At 43.3% G+C, this 19,779-nt stretch carries 17 protein-coding genes; 9 read left to right on the forward strand and 8 right to left on the reverse strand.

Annotated elements, in window-relative coordinates:
- Nucleotides 1-161: 161 nt before the first annotated feature.
- The gene (locus BLR84_RS14845; protein ID WP_090469480.1) at nt 162-1,553 is read left to right on the forward strand and encodes a voltage-gated chloride channel family protein; all 1,392 of its coding nucleotides are present in this window, start codon (nt 162-164) and stop codon (nt 1,551-1,553) included.
- A gap of 558 nt (nt 1,554-2,111) precedes the next feature.
- Here the strand turns inward: BLR84_RS14845 and BLR84_RS14850 are convergent.
- Nucleotides 2,112-5,003, reverse strand: coding sequence for an OstA-like protein (locus BLR84_RS14850; protein WP_090469482.1), 2,892 nt, complete (start codon nt 5,001-5,003; stop codon nt 2,112-2,114).
- A 149-nt stretch (nt 5,004-5,152) separates the two neighbouring features.
- Between BLR84_RS14850 and tilS the strand changes: the two genes are divergently transcribed.
- Genes tilS through BLR84_RS14865 form a run of 3 tightly spaced genes read left to right on the forward strand, consistent with a single transcriptional unit; the run spans nt 5,153 to nt 7,517 of the window.
- A complete protein-coding gene (gene tilS / locus BLR84_RS14855) occupies nt 5,153-6,490 on the forward strand; it encodes a tRNA lysidine(34) synthetase TilS (protein WP_090469485.1) in 1,338 nt (445 codons plus the stop codon).
- Nucleotides 6,487-6,969, forward strand: coding sequence for a hypothetical protein (locus BLR84_RS14860; RefSeq protein WP_090469489.1), 483 nt, complete (start codon nt 6,487-6,489; stop codon nt 6,967-6,969). The genes tilS and BLR84_RS14860 overlap by 4 nt, the downstream gene beginning before the upstream one ends.
- Nucleotides 6,970-6,998: 29 nt before the next feature.
- Complete coding sequence (locus BLR84_RS14865) at nt 6,999-7,517, forward strand: GtrA family protein (protein ID WP_090469492.1); 519 nt, start codon at nt 6,999-7,001, stop codon at nt 7,515-7,517.
- Nucleotides 7,518-7,578: 61 nt separating this feature from the next.
- Here BLR84_RS14865 and BLR84_RS14870 read toward each other — a convergent pair whose 3' ends face one another.
- Complete coding sequence (locus tag BLR84_RS14870) at nt 7,579-8,211, reverse strand: hypothetical protein (protein WP_090469495.1); 633 nt, start codon at nt 8,209-8,211, stop codon at nt 7,579-7,581.
- 118 nt (nt 8,212-8,329) lie between these two features.
- Here BLR84_RS14870 and BLR84_RS14875 point away from each other — a divergent pair, with 118 nt between their 5' ends.
- The gene (locus BLR84_RS14875; RefSeq protein WP_090469498.1) at nt 8,330-9,280 is read left to right on the forward strand and encodes a hypothetical protein; all 951 of its coding nucleotides are present in this window, start codon (nt 8,330-8,332) and stop codon (nt 9,278-9,280) included.
- Nucleotides 9,281-9,292: 12 nt separating this feature from the next.
- On the opposite strand, the gene BLR84_RS14880 is transcribed toward BLR84_RS14875, so the two are convergent.
- Nucleotides 9,293-10,174: a LysR substrate-binding domain-containing protein gene (locus BLR84_RS14880; RefSeq protein WP_090469500.1), complete on the reverse strand. Its 882-nt coding sequence runs from the start codon at nt 10,172-10,174 to the stop codon at nt 9,293-9,295.
- A gap of 181 nt (nt 10,175-10,355) precedes the next feature.
- Here BLR84_RS14880 and BLR84_RS14885 point away from each other — a divergent pair, with 181 nt between their 5' ends.
- The gene (locus BLR84_RS14885; protein ID WP_255366965.1) at nt 10,356-11,573 is read left to right on the forward strand and encodes an MFS transporter; all 1,218 of its coding nucleotides are present in this window, start codon (nt 10,356-10,358) and stop codon (nt 11,571-11,573) included.
- Here the strand turns inward: BLR84_RS14885 and BLR84_RS14890 are convergent.
- Together BLR84_RS14890 and BLR84_RS14895 are read right to left on the reverse strand one after the other, a co-directional pair.
- Nucleotides 11,563-12,237, reverse strand: a complete 675-nt coding sequence (locus tag BLR84_RS14890; protein WP_090469503.1) for a CPBP family intramembrane glutamic endopeptidase — start codon at nt 12,235-12,237, stop codon at nt 11,563-11,565. The two genes, BLR84_RS14885 and BLR84_RS14890, sit on opposite strands and share 11 nt — an antisense overlap.
- A gap of 141 nt (nt 12,238-12,378) precedes the next feature.
- On the reverse strand, nt 12,379-13,341 hold the full coding sequence (locus tag BLR84_RS14895; protein ID WP_090469506.1) for an isopenicillin N synthase family dioxygenase: 963 nt from the start codon (nt 13,339-13,341) through the stop codon (nt 12,379-12,381).
- A 419-nt stretch (nt 13,342-13,760) separates the two neighbouring features.
- On the opposite strand from BLR84_RS14895, the gene BLR84_RS30070 reads away from it, so the two are divergent.
- Nucleotides 13,761-15,551 (forward strand): DUF6600 domain-containing protein, encoded by a 1,791-nt coding sequence (locus BLR84_RS30070; RefSeq protein ID WP_176852075.1) that lies wholly within the window; start codon nt 13,761-13,763, stop codon nt 15,549-15,551.
- Nucleotides 15,552-15,649: 98 nt separating this feature from the next.
- Complete coding sequence (locus tag BLR84_RS14920; RefSeq protein WP_090469516.1) at nt 15,650-16,096, forward strand: thioredoxin family protein; 447 nt, start codon at nt 15,650-15,652, stop codon at nt 16,094-16,096.
- Between the two features lie 232 nt (nt 16,097-16,328).
- Here the strand turns inward: BLR84_RS14920 and BLR84_RS14925 are convergent, their stop codons facing one another.
- Both BLR84_RS14925 and BLR84_RS14930 read right to left on the reverse strand, forming a co-directional pair.
- A complete protein-coding gene (locus BLR84_RS14925; protein ID WP_090469518.1) occupies nt 16,329-17,225 on the reverse strand; it encodes a ferritin-like domain-containing protein in 897 nt (298 codons plus the stop codon).
- 11 nt (nt 17,226-17,236) lie between these two features.
- Entirely contained in the window at nt 17,237-17,941 is a 705-nt protein-coding gene (locus tag BLR84_RS14930) for a ferritin-like domain-containing protein (protein ID WP_090469521.1), read from the reverse strand.
- A gap of 577 nt (nt 17,942-18,518) precedes the next feature.
- Here BLR84_RS14930 and BLR84_RS14935 point away from each other — a divergent pair.
- Complete coding sequence (locus tag BLR84_RS14935) at nt 18,519-18,833, forward strand: hypothetical protein (RefSeq protein WP_090469528.1); 315 nt, start codon at nt 18,519-18,521, stop codon at nt 18,831-18,833.
- Nucleotides 18,834-19,126: 293 nt separating this feature from the next.
- On the opposite strand, the gene BLR84_RS14940 is transcribed toward BLR84_RS14935, so the two are convergent.
- Nucleotides 19,127-19,585, reverse strand: a complete 459-nt coding sequence (locus BLR84_RS14940; RefSeq protein WP_090469530.1) for a JAB domain-containing protein — start codon at nt 19,583-19,585, stop codon at nt 19,127-19,129.
- Nucleotides 19,586-19,779 lie beyond the last annotated feature (194 nt).

A 19,779-nucleotide genomic window follows, 5' to 3' on the forward strand; every position in this document is an offset into this window, starting at 1 on the left:
TCTATTACCTTCTTGTAAAAAATCTGTTTTACTTCATGTCATTGCGAGGTACGAAGCAATCGTATGCTTTACAGAGTCGGGTTGTATTGTCCGCTATTTTCGCATACTTCTCAATAGTATAGTTTTCTGTTACCCAATAAAACAACCTAAATTAGTCGCTCATGAACGATAAGCCCTTTACGTCCGAACATTTTTCGATCCTGAAGCATCTGCTCCGTTGGACGGTCATCATTATACCCATCGCTATAGTTATTGGCAGTATGGTTGCTTTGTTTTTATGGCTGCTCAATTGGGCTATCCATTTCAGGTTTGCTCATACTTTTTTGCTTTATCTGCTACCTGTTGCGGGTGTATTGATCTACTTTATTTATAAGCTAATCGGCGGATCGGCCGAAAAAGGAAACAACCTCATTATTGACGAAATTCATGTGCCCGGCGGCGGCGTGCCAAAACGTATGGCCCCTATTGTGCTCACCACTACTATTATCACACATCTGTTTGGTGGCTCAGCTGGCCGCGAAGGCACAGCTGTCCAAATAGGCGGCAGCATAGCGCAAATGTTTAGCGGCTGGTTTAAGTTAAATAATGATGATACCCGCATTGTGCTCATCGCCGGTATTGCCGCGGGTTTTGGAGCCGTTTTTGGCACGCCACTTACGGGGGCCATATTTGCCATGGAAGTATTGACCATAGGTCGCATTCAATACAATGCGCTGCTCCCTTGCCTTATAGCCAGTATCATAGGCGATGTTACGGTTGCCGCCTGGGGTGTTCATCATACTAGTTATCACATCGATATTTTTGCAACAGCGCCACATTGGTTTTCGGCATACCTGTCGTTTGATTTTGTTTTGCTTTTTAAGATCATGATCGCATCAGCAGCATTCGGATTGGCCAGCTATCTGTTTGCATGGATGGTGCATGGCATCAAGAGCTTTTTTGTGAAGCGAATCCCTATTCCCTGGTTGATACCTGTATTGGGCGGACTGATCATTATTGGTCTTACCGCGTTGATTGGCAAGCCAGATTACCTGAGCCTGGGCGTCGATCCCGAATATGCGGGTGCCGTTACTATTCCTTCGGCGTTTCACGCGGGCGGCGCCCATACCTGGAGCTGGCTCTGGAAAACCATTTATACCACCATCACGCTGGCCACTGGTTTTAAAGGTGGCGAGGTAACCCCGCTTTTTTACATCGGTGCCACATTGGGTAATACACTATCGGTATTGATGGATGCGCCGGTGAGCTTATTTGCAGCGCTGGGTTTCATTGCGGTTTTTGCCGGGGCAACCAATACCCCGCTGGCCTGTACCATCATGGGGGTAGAGCTTTTTGGCGGGCAATATGTTTTGTTTTTCGCGGTAGCTTGCTTTACGGCCTATTTTTTCAGTGGGCACTCCGGAATCTACAATGCGCAGCGTATTGGTGTACCCAAAGTAGCAGATACTCGTTTTTCAGACGCAGCCACGTTGTCAGAAGCCGGTAATCGCCGGCAAAGTTATGTGCAAAAGAAACTGCATAAGTACGGGTTGGGAGGTAAGAAGGAGGAATAAGCGATAAAAATATCAAACAAGAATGATTTACTTGAACAGAGAACCTTTTTAGTTCGCTCTGTAGATCGGGGATTATTAATGTTGTGTTTGTTTTATTGGTATTAATGAGCTCTCTCCGGTCGGTTGTCTTCGTACCTCGCAATGACGCGTCTTTTTATTTTTTCTTTATCTTATCAATCTTCCCGTCAGCAGATAAGCTTCGGGCGAAAGCAGGCAGAACGATGGTGGGCTTGTGCGGCTGCAGGGACATAGCAAGTTTTTGCTGAGGCGCAAGGAGATGTGGGAACGAAGTAGGGCAAAATAATTGCAGTCCGTGGTTCTACCCGGTTTGCAGGGTAAAGGCATTGTGCGGCAAAGAAGCATTTCTGTTGACTTGATTTATTCATTGTTTTTTTATTGGTACTCATTATCTCGCTACGCTCGGTCTTGGTTACTTTTCATCAAGGAAAAGTAACTGGCCCTCCCGCGGCCAAGAGCGGGTATACGATTTGCAATATCTACTACCTGCACTGATGAGATTGCTTCGTACCTCGCAATGACATATTGTTTTATTACCCTTTAACTTCCCGGTTTTTTAACCGGAGTGGTCGTCGTATCCTTAACCGCTTTTATTGGCGGCGGCGTTCCTCCAGCTTTGCCCGTCGTATCCTTACCCGCTTTTATGGCTGGCAAATTCCCTGTACCTGGTGCCTTATTTACTGTATCCTTAACCGCATTTATTGCCGGTTGCTTACCCTTAATAGTAGCATCAGCGGTGCCTTTAACGGGTTTTGCTGTTGCTGCCGCCTTGCTTATCGAATCAGTAAGGTTTTTCAGAACCATCTGCAGCTTCTTCACGGAGTCGGCTTTAGTTGGATTCTTGCTCAACTTCAATATCATTCCTTTCAAATTATCAATTTTGGCCTGGTTTAAACTATCAGCTTTGATTTTTGATGGCGGAGTTTTTACAAGTGCCGCTGCTTTGCTTATGGAATCAGTAAGGTGTTGAAGGTTTAGTTGTAGCTTTTTGACGGAGTCGGTTTTTGTCGAATCCTTGCTAAGCTTCAATATCATTCCCTTCAAATTATCCATTTTAGCCTGCGTTAAGCTATCAACCTTAATTTTCGGAGGCGGCGATTTTGAAGCAGGTGTTTTTTTATGACGCGTTGGAATGATCGCCTCTTTGGAGGCCGGCCGGTCCTTCGGCTTCCAGATAAAGCCTTTCAATAATTTATCCTCCTCGGTAACTTTAGCTATAGGGATATAGCGGTTTTCGGGCTTGGTTAAAAAAGTAACTTCCTTGGTTTCGCCATTTTTAAAAACGACATGGATGCGGCTGCTTAATGAACGTTGCATACCGGCTACCTTGCCGCTATCACGTTTAAAATAAATGCTTTCGGCGTTAACGGCGATGTATAGCTGGTGAAGTTTGTCATTTTTAAAGAAACCCCGCATCTTTCGGCCCGAGGACTGGTTAAAGTGCACCGAATCATCCTTCTCAATATTCACCACGAAGGCCGATGGGAACAGTTCTATATTATCCAGCTTTTTGTTTCGCATTTGCAGGTACACGGTATCGCCCGAAAGCTGTGAACCCTGCGTCCAGAACATGGGTTTTACATAACAGCGTATGGTGGAATCACTGTTGCTGTAAAAGATGGAGTCGGCCTTACCCTGTAGATCCGATTTAAATATTTTAGCATGATGATGGGCGATCAATATCCTGATGCGGGAGGTATCTTTCACATCAAACTCGCGGCGGGCAAACACCGGATCTTTCTTCATGTTTACAGCCCGCACGCTATCCTGTCTCGCCTTTCTTTTGGCATTTAAGAGATCTTTTTTGATCTGGGTAGAATCTACCTTGGGTTTTCCGAAAAAATCGCGGTGCAGGTAGCTGGTGTCTTTTGGGGCGCGTAGATAAACCGTAGGCATCCCCTTCAGTTTCTGGTTTAAAACGGCTCGCTTTAAGCCTGCCGCCGAAGTGTCCCTGAAATTAAGCAGCCTTTGCTTTTCCTGGTATATCTTCAGGTTTTTGAAGGTCATGATCTGGGTTTCCAGCGTATCGGCCGTCATGAATATCGAGTCGCGCTTTACTTTTTCGCCTTGTTTGTTTGTATCTGCTGGTGCTGCTATCGGTTTAGCCCCATTTTTGGGTTTGATATCGGCAGTCAGCTTGGCCATATTCGTAAGCTTTTTATCAACCTCGCCCGGTTTTATATTTTTGGTTTGCACGCCGAGCTTTTTCGCCATGGAATCTATTTTAACAGAGTCCTCCTTCCCGATGGTGCCTTTTTTCTTGATATCATCGGCCATTTTCGACAGCTCTGCCAATTTCTCAACTGCTTCGGCCGGTTTCATGTTTTTATTTTGCTTGATCAATGCCTTCGCGGCGGAGTCTATCCAGGTTGAATCGGTTTTACTCACCATGGTTCCGGGTTTCAGATCTTTAGCCAATTTGGTCATGTTGGTAATATTCTTCATGTCGGGACCATCTTTAATTTTACTGCTTATTGCATCTTTGCCCTTTTTAACCAAGGTTGGAGGTGCTTTGGCGGCCGCCGAATCAGTTTTGGTACTGTCCTTTTGCTCCGTGATCATCACCATATAGGCATTTTCCGTAACAACGGTGCGTTCGTCGGCTTTAAAATAGGTTCCCAGATCGCCTTTGAGTGTTATTTTTTGCTCATTATCGTTAAACGTGATGTTCTTAACCGCACGGCCATAGCCTTTAAGCCTGTCATAAAACAAACTATCGCCTTTTAATGATTTGGTGCCCTGTTTGTAGAGGTTCTTTTTACCAAAAAAAGCCTGCTCGGTTACGGTGTTGTACAAACCGTTTTCGGTGTACAGGGTATCTTTATCTTTTTTACCATAGATGTTGGTAGGACCGTAAAAATAAGATATGCGGGTGCCGGTATTATAACGGAGCGTATCCGTTTTAATAATGGCATCAATGGTGGTGAGCACTACATCATACCGGAAGTAAGAATCGCGCGATTTGGCAAAATAATACCCGTTTTTACTGGTCAACACATTATCCTTGTTCACCAGTTTACCCCCACTGGTATAGGTGCCTATGCGGGTAGCGGTATTATACGTAAGATAATTAGTAGTTAAGGTAGCATCGCGGTCAACCATTTTTACATTATCGGTGAGTATGGCCAGCTTGGTATTGCCGTTGTAGTTGAGCTTGTCAGAAAAAATATTCAGGGTATCGCCCTGATTGATGTTTACATTGCGGAAAGCATCGAAAGCGTTTTCGTTGGGATAAAAATAGGCGCTGTCTGAACGCAGGGTGGAGAAATCCTGTTTAAAAACCCCTTTATAAACCTTAATTACATCGCGCCCGTTAATTTTGGTAAAAGAGCTGCTTTCTGACTGTATCAGGTTTACAATTGATTTCTTTTTTTGGGCCATAACACTGCCCGCCAGCATCAATAACAAAAAGCTTAAAACATATTTACTCACGTTGGCAAAATTAGTTTTTTGTTGGGGTTAAAGAGAATCAAGAACTAAGAATCAAGAGGCATGACAAAAAAAACCATTTGTAGCGTGTTTTTTCTCTCTTAATTCTTGATTCTTAACTCTTGGTTCTCATAATTTAATAATTTTGATGAATGTTACCTGTTAAACAGTTTGTAAATTTTGTTGAACAAAATACTTTGTTTACGCCCGACAGCAAAATTCTGGCTGCGGTAAGCGGTGGCATGGATTCTGTTTTAATGGCTCACTTGCTAAAGCAGGCCGGCTATACTTTTGGCATTGCTCATTGTAACTTTCAGCTGCGTGGTGACGAAGCTCTGCGTGATCAGTCATTTTGTAATGATCTGGCCAATCAGCTTCGTGTACCTTTCCATACCACCCGTTTTGATACCCGGAATTATGCGGCCGAAAATAAAATCTCTATCCAGATGGCCGCGCGCGAACTGCGTTATCAATGGTTTGGCACCATAAGCCAGCAATCAGATTACCAGGTTATTGCGCTTGCACACCACCAAAACGACACAATTGAAACAATATTGTTAAACCTTACCCGCGGCACGGGCATAGCAGGACTGCACGGCATATTGCCCCAAAATGGGGCCCTGGTACGTCCGTTGATGTTTTTGAACCGGCAGGAAATTGAGACGGCTGTTGCCCAAAATAAGCTGGATTATGTAGAAGACAGCTCCAACGCTTCGGCAAAATATGCCCGTAATAAGATCAGGCTGGAGGTGATACCCAAACTGAAAGAACTAAACCCGGCCCTGGAGAAAACCTTTGAAAATAACCTGAAGCATTTCCGCGACCTGGAGATACTGCTCGAGAATCAGATAACAGCGTTGTCCGGAACAATAATTAAACCGGGTCCGGATGGTAATTATTTATTACTGGATGAGGTAAGGCAATTAAACCCTATGCGTTTATTGCTGTTTAAATTATTGCAGCCATACGGTTTTAACGAAACTGCCGTTGATGACCTGATATCTGCACTGGATAAGCACCCCGGCAGAGTATTTGAATCGGCAGCATATTTGCTGATTCTGGACCGCGACCGGCTGATATTGGAGAAACGGAAAAATAGCGGGCACGAGGCTGTGCTTATTGCCGAAAAAACACATGAAGTGCATTACGGTAATTATAAAATGACGGTTTTGCATGATGATAGTCCGCTGATTATAAAAGATAATCCGCTGGCTGTGTCTGTTGATGCGGACTTGTTAAAATTTCCGCTAACACTGCGGGCATGGCAGGAGGGCGATCATTTTTACCCCCTGGGAATGAAAGGGCGAAAGAAACTGAGCGATTTTTTTATCAATCAGAAAATAGCTTTGAATCAAAAAGAAGAAGTGCCGGTGCTGGTAAATGGTAATGGCGAGGTGATGTGGGTTGGTGGTTACCGGCCCGATGAAAGGTATAAAGTGAGCAATAACACTAAAAAAGTTATTATCTTCGAACTGTATAAATTAAGATGAGCGATAAAGCAATATTTGTAGAAAAACAGTACCTGGGCCGGGAGTTTATCCCGATAACTATACGCCTGGTTTTGGCCATGTTTTGTTTCGCGGCCTATTTTTTTACTGATGAACGTGAACGCAACGGCGACCTGTTGGTAGTAGTAGGTTTTGCCATTATCATCATATCTATCATCATGGGTTTTTTATTGCACTTTAGCACCCGGGTTGAAAATAAAAGCATCAGGCTTAATGGTTTATGGACAACCCGCCTGGTAAAAATAGACCTGAACGGTATTGTGAAAGTTGAGAAAGGGGTGTACAGTCGCTATTTGTTCAATAACCCTGTATATAACCTGCATACCAAAGGAACCATTCGGTTTTATGCTGCCGGCAATGATGCCATACATCTTACCGACAGGGACGGCCTGCTTTACATCATCGGATCGCAACATGCCAACGAGTTTTTGAGAGCGATCAAAGAGGAGATGGCCAGGTAATGGGTAGCTCTGTATTTTAAAAAAACGGTATGCGTAAAGTCCACAATTTTATCAGGCAAGGGATCCTGAATTTTATCGACCTGTTTTACAAACCATTTAAAAAATGGATGCCGCTGCATACCTTTCGTTACGCGGCCTGCGGTGGCAGTAATACGGTATTTGACATCCTGCTTTTCAGCTTCAGCTATAATTTTATTTTTAAAAAGCATAACATCGACCTGGGTTTTTATACGCTAAGCCCGCATATAGCTTCCCAGATGCTTTCGTTCAGTATATCGTTCTGTACCGGGTTTTATTTAAACAGGTATGTGGTTTTTAAAGAATCGGGTTTGAGCAAAAGAGGGCAGTTATCACGCTTTATGATGGTTAATGCCATCTGTATCCTGCTAAACCTGCTGTTTTTGAAATTACTGGTTGATGTAATGGGCCTTTATCCAACCCCAGCCAAGATCGTCGCTACGATATTTATCGTGTTCTTTAGCTACTATAGCCAAACTCATTTCTTCTTCCGCAAAAAGAAACCGGCGTTACCTGCCGAAGAGGTTTAATAATAAAAGGCTGCTCCATATTTATGAAGCAGCCTTTTTATTGATATCTATCTAATCAGTTCTATTTCATGTAAGGGAAGTTTCTGGAGATTTTTCTCATCTGGCTTTCAATTACATCATCTGTTGATACCAATATACCTTCGCTCATTCTTTTAGTGTATCTCCATAAGGTTTCACCATCTGTACCATTCGCTATTTGCATAACGATAGTTCCATCTCCGGTTTTGCTGCCCCAGCCGCCAAATAAAGCGGTTGTTACAATAGCTCCTGCTTCTGATCTTGTAGTGGCTTGTGAATAAGATCCATAAATTACAGCATCTACGCCAAGTTTTTTCGCTATCTCGTCTTTGGTATACGTATCAAGACTATCTATCATCTTATTCTTCAATAAAATAACATTTGTTTTTTCCACATCCTGAAAACTTACCGAATAATCGTTAACCCTTCTAAGTAAATAGGTGTACATGCTTGATTGGATAGATTTGCCCGATTTTAATTCCTGGGCCTTATTGGCTGCGGGGTCATAATCTTTGGGTTGTTTTTTGTAAGTGATACTTACGGAGAATGGTAAAATGGCTACCAGTTTTTGAACTTTAATGGCCGCTTTTAAATTAGGGCTCTCAAAAATTTGTTTCTGTGCCGAAACATTTAATGCAATTAAGCAAATAGTGATAAGAAGTAAGGTTTTTTTCATTTTCAATAGTTTTCGCAAAGATGCTTAATTGGATGACATTTCTATTACAATTAGTATGGAATAACATTATTTATCAAAACTTTATTGAAGCTAAATGAATTTATATCTTTAAGCCGATATGCTTTTTACCCATCATCACATCAAATATCTAAGCGCCGCGTTGCTGCTTATTATCGTTATTACTTACTCCGGGTGCAAGGATCCGGGCAGCGCCAAAGAAAAACACCTGATCTCATTCAGTGCTTATAATGGTATTAACTACAGCGAGGTAGCCAGGCGGCAAAAAAACGGCTTGTCATTTAATGAATATGGTTATCAGCTGGAACCGCAGTGGAAACTGAAATTTGTGTCAGACGATTCGGTGAGCGTTTTTAGTCCTACAAAAAATGCATTTATCAATTTTCCACTTACCCGTGGGTACGATTCTGTTTTTAATGCTGCACGGTCATGGCTCAAAATAAAAAAAATGAGCAAAGATAGCATCGTGATGGAGATACTGCAGGCCAAAGGCGACTCGATCGATATCAATGGATCTAAAGTGTATATGCTGTTTTATGCCGATAATTATGTGAAAAACGTATTACATACCGACACCTCTATATTAAGGCGGCCCAGCCGCAAGGATACTTTGTTTGTAAAGGGATTGGTAGCTAAAGCCAACAGCAATATTGCCAAAGCCTTTTCGGCCCGCCAGCCTGTGCAGCTCATCAGTAAAAGCTCACAGATAACGGTAAAGCAGAAAGTTACCAAGCCCGATATTACCAATAACTTTGATTCGTCCGACGATTATCTTGACCCCAACTTTGATATCACCATCAATAAGGCCTATAAGGATTTCTATTACTCCTTTGAGATCTGTGTTGACGATAAAGGCCAGATGCACTATGTAAAACCGCTGATAGATTTTTCGATGAGCGAAGATTTTAAGGGTACTTATATTCGCCTGTCGCAAGGTATCATGAGCAGTTATCTGCAATACTATTTTAAAGTTGTACCAGGTAGCACCCTGGGTTTTGCCCATGCCAGCACCATATCGGTACACGTGGAAGGACGTACGGCGGCCAAATAAAATAAGTTACAGTCATTCGTTATTCATGGTTTTCATGAGTTGTTCGGTAAATAATATCGCGGCCTTTTTGCGGTAAACGCCTTTCTGCCAAAGGATGTAGGATTGTTTTTTTACTTCCTGCCCTGCTATCGGAATGGCAACCAGTCTATCCCAGCCTATTAAGGTTTTTTCATTCAGAATAGTTGCCCAGTCGCCGTCCTGTACCAGGGATAGCAGCGTATGCACATCATTTAGCTCGATCTTGATATTGGGGCTCATCTTGTGTTTGTAAAACAATTCATTAATAAATGTGCGCGAGCTGAAACCCTTGCCGGGCAATATCAGTTCAAGCTCGGCCAGTTGTTTCAGGTTTACGCTTTTGAGTTGCGCCAGTGGATTATTTTTAGCAACCACCATCACAATGCTGGAACTGAACAGTGGCTGCATTTCCAGATCCTCATCGTCTGATTCATTGTGATAAGCCACGATCAGATCCAATTCGGCCAAACGAAGTCTTTTCTCCAGTTCTACATGATTATCAGAAATAATAGAAATTTTAATACCCGGGTATTTGGTGGAAAACGGAGCAAGTACCGGGAATAACGAGGAGGTAAAGGCATAGGATACCCCTATATTTAATTCGCCGGTAGCCGCATTGTTTAATTCGGCGATGGCTTGTTTGCCTTTTTGCACATCCATTAATATTTTACGGGCATGGGTTAAAAATACATGGCCCGCCTCGGTAATGCGCACATGTTTGCCAATACGGTCAAACAACAACATGCCCAGCTCTTCCTCCAACTGTTTAATTTGTTGTGATAGAGTGCTTTGGGTAATAAAAACCGCGGCAGCCGCCTCGGTAAAGTTCACGGTTTCGGCGGCTTTAACAAAGTATTGCAATTGTCTGAATTCCATAATCAATCGGTTTTACTAATCAATATCATTAAAACAATCTATTTTACAAATATATCACCATTCCCGATATTTGTACCATAAAGAATTTCAATAGTCTTGTATTAAGATCTCCCCTGAAACGCTTTTGTTATGTATTACCCCAATGAATGTTTTCCGCTCTCTTAAATAGCGAAATTTCAAACTGTTTTTTTATGGTCAGTCTATATCCCTCATTGGCACCTGGATGCAAAAAACTGCCGTTAGCTGGCTGGTTTACCGGCTTACCGGTTCGGCCCTGCTGCTTGGTGTGGTTGGCTTTGTAAGTTTGATCCCTTCGCTGATATTGGCCCCCTATGCGGGCAGTATTGTTGACAGGCATAACCGCTATCGTATACTGGTAATAACGCAGGTGATATCCATGGCACAAGCAGGGGCGCTTGCCTTCATGATCTTGTTCAAGTTCTATAACATCCCGGCTATTATTGGCTTAAGTCTGGTACAGGGTATTATTAATGCTTTTGATGTTACCTGTCGCCAGGCCTTAATGATGGAGATGGTTGATAACAAGGACGACCTGCCCAACGCCATCGCCCTTAACTCCACCATGAGTAATTTAGCACGCATCGCAGGCCCCGCAGTGGCTGGTATTATCCTGGGCACCTTTGGTGAAGATTTTTGTTTCTTCGGCAACTTTTTAAGCTATATACCCGTGCTGGGTTGTTTATTTATGATGAAGCTGAACACCAAGGCGATCATCCGGTCGGAAAAAAGTATCTGGGTTGAATTGCAGGAAGGTTTTAAATATGTGTCCGGCGATCGCGATCTGAGCAGCCTGATCGTGATGCTGAGCATCAGCAGCTTATTTGTTATCCCCTTTAATACCCTGATGCCCATTTTTGCGAAAGATATATTTAATGGCGATGCCAAAACTTTCAGCTGGTTTGAGAGCGCTGCCGGTTTAGGATCGGTGATCAGCGCGGTTTACCTGGCTAATTTAAAAACCAACAAAAACCTCATCAAAATCATGATAACCGCCAGCCTGGTTTTCGGGCTTAGCGTATTGATGGTGGCTTATGCTGGTAAATTACCCTTCGCTTTAATATTTATGGTGTTTACGGGAATAGGTATGATGGCGCAAACATCGGCCATTAATACTTATATACAAACCCATGCCATCCCGGCCATGCGGGCCCGGGCCATCAGCTATTATGTAATGGCTTACCAGGGAATGATCCCTATTGGTAGTTTACTGGTGGGCTGGCTGGCCAGCGGAATGGGCCCAAGACGTGCAGTTTGTATTGAAGGCATTATAGGTGTACTGGCTGCCGCCCTGTTTGTATTGTATAAAAGAAGGCAGCAAGGATTTGAAGCTAATGTGGATAACAAAGCTCAAGTTAAAACCAATATGGTTAATGCTTGACAGCGGTATTGAAAAGGGCGTTTAAGTCGATCAGAAAATGGCAAATCATGAGCATTTTGATGTTCCTGTATTTATAGTAGTGATATCCGAAAACTATGCCGATAATAGTTGGGAATAGCACATTAGCTAAGGTGCCGTACACGATATGCGCCACACCGAATATAATCGCCGAGATGAATATAGGCAGATGCTTGTTTTTAAATAAAAGGGATAGCCTGGTCATCATATAGCCTCTGAAAATTAATTCCTCTGCAACGCCTGCGGTAAAAACACCAAAAAGTTTTACGGGGGCATTTATTTTTCTCATCCATATAATATCGTCGCTTACTTTAAGTAAACCAAAAGATTTGAGTATCAAGTAACCTAAGCCACCGATCAGAGTTATCGCCAAAAAAATAAGTATAATATGTAGTATATAGTAGCCTATCGAATAGCTCTTATCAGTCCATAATAAAAAAGACTGTTTTTCTTCCCTCACAGCGTACAGGCAAATGATGCCGGTATACAACCAAAAAGTGATCCTGGATACCAGTACCTGGGCTGTTTTTGAAAAGTCATGGAGCAACAGCCTTGAGCTTAATGACCAGCAGATAAGTAATACTACCGTTAGGATAAGCCCTTTTATAATAGTTGTATGTTCCTGGTTTTTTAAGGGCTGTATCATTGATGATTTAACGGTTTAGTTATTTCAATGATACTAAAAATAAACAATACAAAAAGCAGAAGGCCAAAAAAGCAAAAAGCCCAAAGCAAAAGGCCTTTTTATTTAGCTTTCTGCTTTGGGCTTTCTGCCTTAAGCTTTTCACTACATTTTTAAGCCAATTTCTCTCAGGCGTTCATCCAGGTATTCGCCGGCGGTAATGTCTGGGTATAGTTTCGGATGCTCTGCATTGATACAGGTTTCCAGGCTGGTGAGGTCCATGTCTGATACCGGGTGCAGGAAAAACGGAACCGAATACCTGGAGTTTTTCATCAGCTCACGCGGCGGGTTTACTACCCGGTGCGTGGTTGATTTAAGTTTATTATTGGTTAAGCGTTGCAGCATATCGCCTACGTTAACTACCAGGTCTTCGCCAAAGGCCTTAACCGGGAACCAGGTACCTTCGCGGGTAAGCAGCTCCAGGCCGTCGGCGCTGGCGCCAATCAGCAGGGTAATCAGGTTAATATCCTCATGCGCCCCTGCCCGTACCGCATCAGCCGGAACAGAATCGGGATCAAGAATAGGGAAGTAATGCAAAGTGCGTAATATCGAGTTGCCATTATGCACTTTATTATCAAAATAAATTTCCTCTAAATTTAAATAAAGCGCGATAGCCCTCAGCAAGTGTATACCTGCCGATTCCAGTCTTTTATAAACTTCACGGGTGGTAGTATTAAAAGCCGGAAGTTCAGTAACAACCACATTATCCGGATATTGCTCTTTAATGGGCGATCCATCGGTAACCGTTTGGCCTATCTGCCAAAATTCTTTCAGATCGGGTGTTTTAAAGCCTTTGGCGGTTTCTTTGCCTTTGCCGGTATAACCGCGCTGGCCCGCAAGACCCGGGATCTCATATTTTTGTTTAATGGCATCGGGCTGGGTAAAAAGTGCTTTCACCTGCTCATAAAGCTCATCTATCAGCTGTTTGCTCAGGCCATGGTTGGTAATAGTTACAAAACCGGTTTCATTAAATGCTTTGCCTATATCGTCTGAAAATTGCTGACGGTCGGCCGCGCTACCGTTAATATAGTTGTTCAGATCAAGCCTTGGGATATTTACTGTACTCATAATGGTAAAGATAATGGGATGTAAAAATATTTAATTTTTAAGATAGCATATGCAAGGTATAAATAAAAAAATTGAGACATGGTTTGTTCCATTTATTCATACAGGGAAATCGCTTTTCAATCAATGGCCGATAAGAGGCACCTGCCGGAGCCTTTAAATTAATGTTTTCTGCCTATAAACATGTTACTCCTCTGGAGTTTAACGAATTGAACAAGACAACTCCGGAGGAGTAACATGTTTGTAGATAAAAGATAGGAAAAGTATCGGCTCCGTAGGCGCCTCCTATTTAAAAGCAATTCTCCTGCTTATTCATATTGTTGCGGCTTAAAACAATTTTGATGTTAAACGTTTTATAATTTGATAGGTCATACCTATATTGATACCGGGTACACCGGTCACATTTTAATCCTGATGAACAAATGAAAATTATAAAAAAAATAGGCGGATTATTTTTAGTAGCATTTTTAATAATGCTCGCCGCTCCAAATAAAGTCAGGGCACAGCAGGGGGAGTATGTATCTGACCAGCAGTTCTATGACGAACTTGATCCCTATGGTACCTGGGTTGATGACCCAACCTATGGTAACGTTTGGATCCCTGATGCCGAAGACGGATTCAGGCCCTATGCCACACGCGGGCATTGGGTAATGACAGATTATGGTAATACCTGGGTTTCTGATTATCCCTGGGGATGGGCTACCTTTCATTACGGCCGCTGGCGCTATGATGACTATTATGGATGGGAATGGATCCCTGGTCATGAATGGGCGCCGGCCTGGGTAAGCTGGAGAAGAGGTGGTGGTTATTACGGCTGGGCTCCGCTAACACCGGGCATCAGCATCAATATTTCGTTTGGTAACAGCTACCGCGTGCCCGATTACTATTGGGTATGTGCACCGCAGGCCTATATTAACCGCCCTAACATTTATAATTATTATGTACCACATACCCGCGTAGTTAACATTATTCATAACACAACGGTTATAAACAATACTTATGTTTATAATAACCGTACCTATGTAACCGGTCCGCGGGTTAATGAGGTTAGAAATGTAACCCGTCAAAATGTACAGGTATACCGGGTTAACAATAGTAACCAGCCGGGAGGCAGAACAAGCATTACCAATAACAGGCTTAATATTTACAGGCCCGAGATTAGAAAAGCACCAGATGCACGGCCTGCACGGGTGGTAAATGCAGCTGAATACCGGAAAGAAAACCCGAATAACGGCATAGCGCACCGCGTAGGCGGACAGGCAACTGTAAACCGGAATAACGCCGCCCGTTTAGCCGAAATAGCTAAAAGCAATAATAACAGGTTGGTAAGGGTTAATAATAACCAACCCGCCGCAAGGCCGGGACAGCCTGCAAATCAAGGCCCTGGGCAACCAAATGCAAGACCGGGTCAGCGTACGCAGCAACCCAATACAAACCCTGCCGAACAGCAACGTCAGCAACAGCAATTGCAGCGTCAGCAACAAACCCAGCAGGCGCAGCGTCAGCAACAGGAAGCTCAACGTCAGCAACAACAGGGCCAACGCCAACAACAGACTGTTCAGCAGCAACAACAGCAAGCTCAACGTCAGCAGCTGGAAGTTAAGCAGCAGCAGGAGCAGGCCCGCCGCCAACAGCAGGGAGTACAGCAGCAACGCGATCAGGCTCAACGCCAGCAGCAGGAAGTGCAACAACAACGCCAGCAAGCACAGCGTCAGCAGCAAGAGGTTAAGCAACAACAGCAGCAGGCCCAACGCCAGCAGCAGGAGGTTCAACAACAACGCCAGCAAGCACAGCGTCAGCAGCAAGAGGTGCAGCAGCAACGTGATCAGGCTCAACGCCAGCAGCAGGAAGTTCAACAGCAACGCCAGCAAGCACAGCGTCAGCAGCAGGATGTTCAACGTCAGCAACAGCAGGTACAGCGTCAGCAGCAACAAGCCCAGCAACAACAGGCTGCACAACGTCAACAGCAGCAGGCTCAGCAACAGGCTGCCCAGCGCCAACAGCAACAACAGCAAGCTGCCCAGCGCCAGCAACAACAGGCTCAGCAACAACAGCAAGCCGCTCAGCGTCAGCAACAGGCCGCGCAACGTCAACAGCAACAACAACAACAAGCTCAGCGTCAGCAACAGGCTGCACAGCAACGTCAGCAACAAGAGGCCCAACGCCAGCAGCAACAGCAGCAAGAAGGAGAAGGTCACCGTACCAAGCCATAAACTGTTTGTTTAGCTGATATAACAGATATTCATAGCACATATAAGCCAATAGCGGTTTATATGTGCTATTTTTATGACGCATATTTTAAGCCTGTATAATGAAAACCTTTTTTTCTGCCTTTTTTGCTGTCGTTTTATTTTTCCTATTATGCCCGTTTAATGGCAACGCCCAAAAAAATGGCGACAAAAAAGCGAGCCAGATTAATTTTATTGAAAACTCCTGGGGCGAAGCTTTAAAGCAAGCCGCCGCCAAAAAGAAATATATTTTTGTTGATGCCTACGCCACCTGGTGCGGCCCCTGTAAAATGCTAAAAGCCACCACCTTTAAAAACAAGGATGTAATAGCTTTTTACAACAGTAATTTTATAAACGTAGCCATGGACATGGAAAAAGGCCAGGGCCTGGAGCTTGCCGCTCAATGGGGTTTACGGGCATATCCTACACTCATTATTTTTGATGCCAAAGGCAAGCCAGTTTACGGAACAGTAGGCTTTATTAAACCAGACGACCTGATTAAATTCGGTGTGCAGGGATTGAATAAATAAGCAAGTTTGTCATCCTGAACTTGTTTCAGGATCTCTCCGGACAGCTGACCCATCTTGTTGTACACTTAGCTTATGGGATGCCGAAACAAGTTCGGCATGACTAAATGGTTGGTTTAACTGAATATCCGCCGCAATGTTCAGGAACAAAAAAACACTTACGAAGTTTATAAAACTTCGTAAGTGTTATCTATCAAAAAGTCCTGATTCTTGATTCTAACTTCTTGACTCTTTCTTAATGCTTAACCAGGAAGCTTCCTTGCAGTAAGCCTAAAACCTGCTCCATGCTTAAAGCTTCATCAAAAGCGGCGGTAGCTACGGCAACCGAGGTAGTGTTACCACCTGCCGCGTTTTTTAATGTGGTAACATTAACAGTGCCTTGCATTACGTTTTGTTCACCGTCATAATTGCCGTTTACAGCCGGGTTGCCGGTATCATTACCTAAAGTGGCCGTACTGGTGATCCATGGTGTTTGCCCGCGGATCTGACGGATGGCCGAAGCATGGCGCGCTTCAACTGCATGGATGCCTAAAGCCGCGGTTAATACGGTTTGGTATAAACCGGCTTTTACACCTTCTGCTGCTGCTTTATTAGCCAGGATATTCCCAGCCTGGCCTTTATAAGCGCGTACACCGGTATCTTCAAATACCTGGGCCACGGTCAAAAAGGTTTGGTAATTGGTTAGTACATCGGCAAATGGTCCGGTGCCTGAGCCGTTACCAGCTGTTAAATCAATTTCAGGAGCGGATACCGGTGTAGCACCCAACGAAGTAATAACACCTTTCAGAAAGGTTACATGGTTATTTTCGTCGGTAGTTACCTGGTTAAAATAATTAGTGGCCGCCGCCGCGGGTATCAGGGCTGTGCCTTTGGCTTTACCGGCATTGTAAAAGGTAGATTCCAGGTACTCCAGTGTAAGTGCGTAATTCAATATGGCTACTACAGATGGTGTGGATGAGCTTTGCGCGTATGCTTTTTTAAATATAGTACCTATGGCAAATGGCATGGCAGCCAAAGCCACTTTTGAACCAAAGCTGGTTATATTTTTGATCACGTCGCGGCGTTCGCTTATTCTGCCGTAAACTTCCGGATCAACATTTTCAATTTCTTCTATGATGTTAAATAAATTCATGGTGATGTTTTTTAAGATGCTTTGTAACCGTAATTTACCGCGCTGACTTTAGTTTTTAAATAGGTATTGGCTATCTTCAAAACATCGGCTATGGTTGCTGATTTGTTGATGCTGGTTGTAGGGTCAACCACATCTGCCCCGGCGAATGAACCCGGTGTGATCAGATTGCGGATCAAGGCCGCGTGGCGTGCTTCTACCGAAACAATTTTACCGGCTATTAGTAAATAAGCCGCATTATCGATCAGGTAACCCGCACCGTCATAGGCGGTAACGCCCGTATCTTCAAACGCTGCTGCTGCGCCTAATACACTAGCGCGGTCGCTAAAGTTGATAGAAGAAAAATCGGGTGTTAAAGCGGGGATGGCGCTGGCGCCCAGGGCAGCCTTGAAAAATTCACGGTGTAAAACCTCATGATCGCGGATATCCGTTAACAAAGCGGTTTCTGACGACGTGATACCACTGTACGGGGTAGCAGCAACCTGCAGGTAAAAGGCGGCCTCCAGTTGTTCCAGGGCATAGGCGTAGTTTAAAATGGCCACATCGCCTTTGGCGCCCAGATCGATGGTGTTTGTGGCTGGATTGATCTTATGATCTTTGTGGCATGACGCGGCGGTGGCTAATAAGCCAACGGAAGCAACGCCAACACTTGCATAACGCAAAAACGACCTCCGGGCCATATTTACATTGAGCATGCTTTCTTGTGAGTCTGTTTTCATAGAAATTAGTTTTTTGAATTTTTAATTCGTTTTGTAGATGATATACGCCTATTTCAACACCCCGGATTGGCGGATGTGGATAAATAACCCACTCCAAATTAGAGTAGTTTTACTTTATTTAATTTCGATCAGTAAATAGGTATGAGCCTGAACTAAATTAAACAAATCGGGAATATAAACGGATAGCCGGTATTGCCAAAATAAGGCTTTAAAAAGTTTTTTATGAATGAGGGCGGGTTAAAGGCAGGTCGCGCGATTTGTTCTGTATAAATTTGAAGCGGTTGCAAGTGGGGAAATAAAAAAGGCCGAAAAACTCTCGCAGTGTTTCGGCCCTACATCTACCTATGAAAAACAACCCTTTTAGAAGGGCAATAAACTTAATTCAAATGCAATGCCAATTGCCCGGCAGCTATAATTTAAGTAAGTAAAAGGCAAATTTGGGCACTGTTTATCAATGTGTTGTAGAAAATACTTCCCAATGTGTGGGTGCTGGTTACACGGAAATTAATAGCTGAAGCTCCCTAAAATATAAATACTAACTCCGGAAACCATACCACCATAACATTGTTATGAATTTATGGACCATAACGTTTACTTATTGGCAACCGATCCTAAAAACCCTTGCCGGGATGTTATTCATTCCAGGGATACCCGCTTAAAGGTTAGGGTTTATTGCCTTGATGAGGAACAGTTTCGGCCCGATGATGATGAATTGCAGTTATATGGTTATGCCAATAGTAAATTATTTGCATTTGAAACCATTGACATTGCCGCCGAAGATGCTATTGACCTGGTTAGTGCTATAAAATGGTATGCCGGCTATATTCAATCCCCAAACATGGAAATTTTGCCCGAAGACCCACGCCCGGGCCGAAATAATATAGCGATGTGAGAACTCAAAAGAGTTACTTTATAGTTTTTATTGTTAATAATCAGCAGTTTAATATAAATTAGAAATTTTTTTTTGAAGAATAGATCAGAACTTCTATATTTGCAGACCCAAAAGCAAGGGAGTTTAGCTCAGCTGGTTCAGAGCATCTGCCTTACAAGCAACTCCAAAATCCTCCTTAATTCTTTCAAAAAGCCATTTTCACATCTTAATTATTGTTTTGTGCAAACTGTGTACAAACAGAGTAACCTTGTAAATAAATAATTGAACTGTATTGCTAATATAATGATTTGCTTTTATAAGATCCCTTCATCTGCAAATGAATAGTAGCCATCAGGTGTTACGATAATATGATCAAGTACTTGAATGTCTAATACTCTTCCAGCCTCTTTAATTCTCCTCGTCATACTTAAATCTAATTCGCTTGGTCGTAAATTACCCGATGGATGGTTATGCGCTAAAATCACGTGATGAGCACAACTTAATAACGCTGACGCAAACACCAACTTTACATCTACAAAGCATCCTGCCATTCTTCCTGTACTCACTGTATATATCCCAAGTACTTTATTTGACCGGTTTAGTAACATCGGTTTAAATTGCTCTATAAGCTCAATATTACCTTCATCCCAGGACGATAATAGTAATTCATAAGCTTGTCTACCCGTTTCAATCTTGGGCCTGTGTTGAGCCTTAATAACTGGCCTGTAGGTTAACTGAATTTCTGCACATTGAAGCATGTTTTGCTTTTCCATAATTTGAATTTGTTAAGTGAATAAATAATTATGGTGCCCCTCAAGTGCAAGACTGAATTAAATGCAAGGAGGAACGGAATAAATGTCAGGCAGTGAGTAGGATAGGGTTTATGCCGGAAATTCCTTGCCTTGTATTCCAGGCTCACACTTAACTTTGCTGAATAATTATTATCTCACTCTTCCTCCCTTTTTAT

Source organism: Mucilaginibacter sp. OK268 (assembly GCF_900103125.1).
Taxonomy (GTDB): domain Bacteria; phylum Bacteroidota; class Bacteroidia; order Sphingobacteriales; family Sphingobacteriaceae; genus Mucilaginibacter.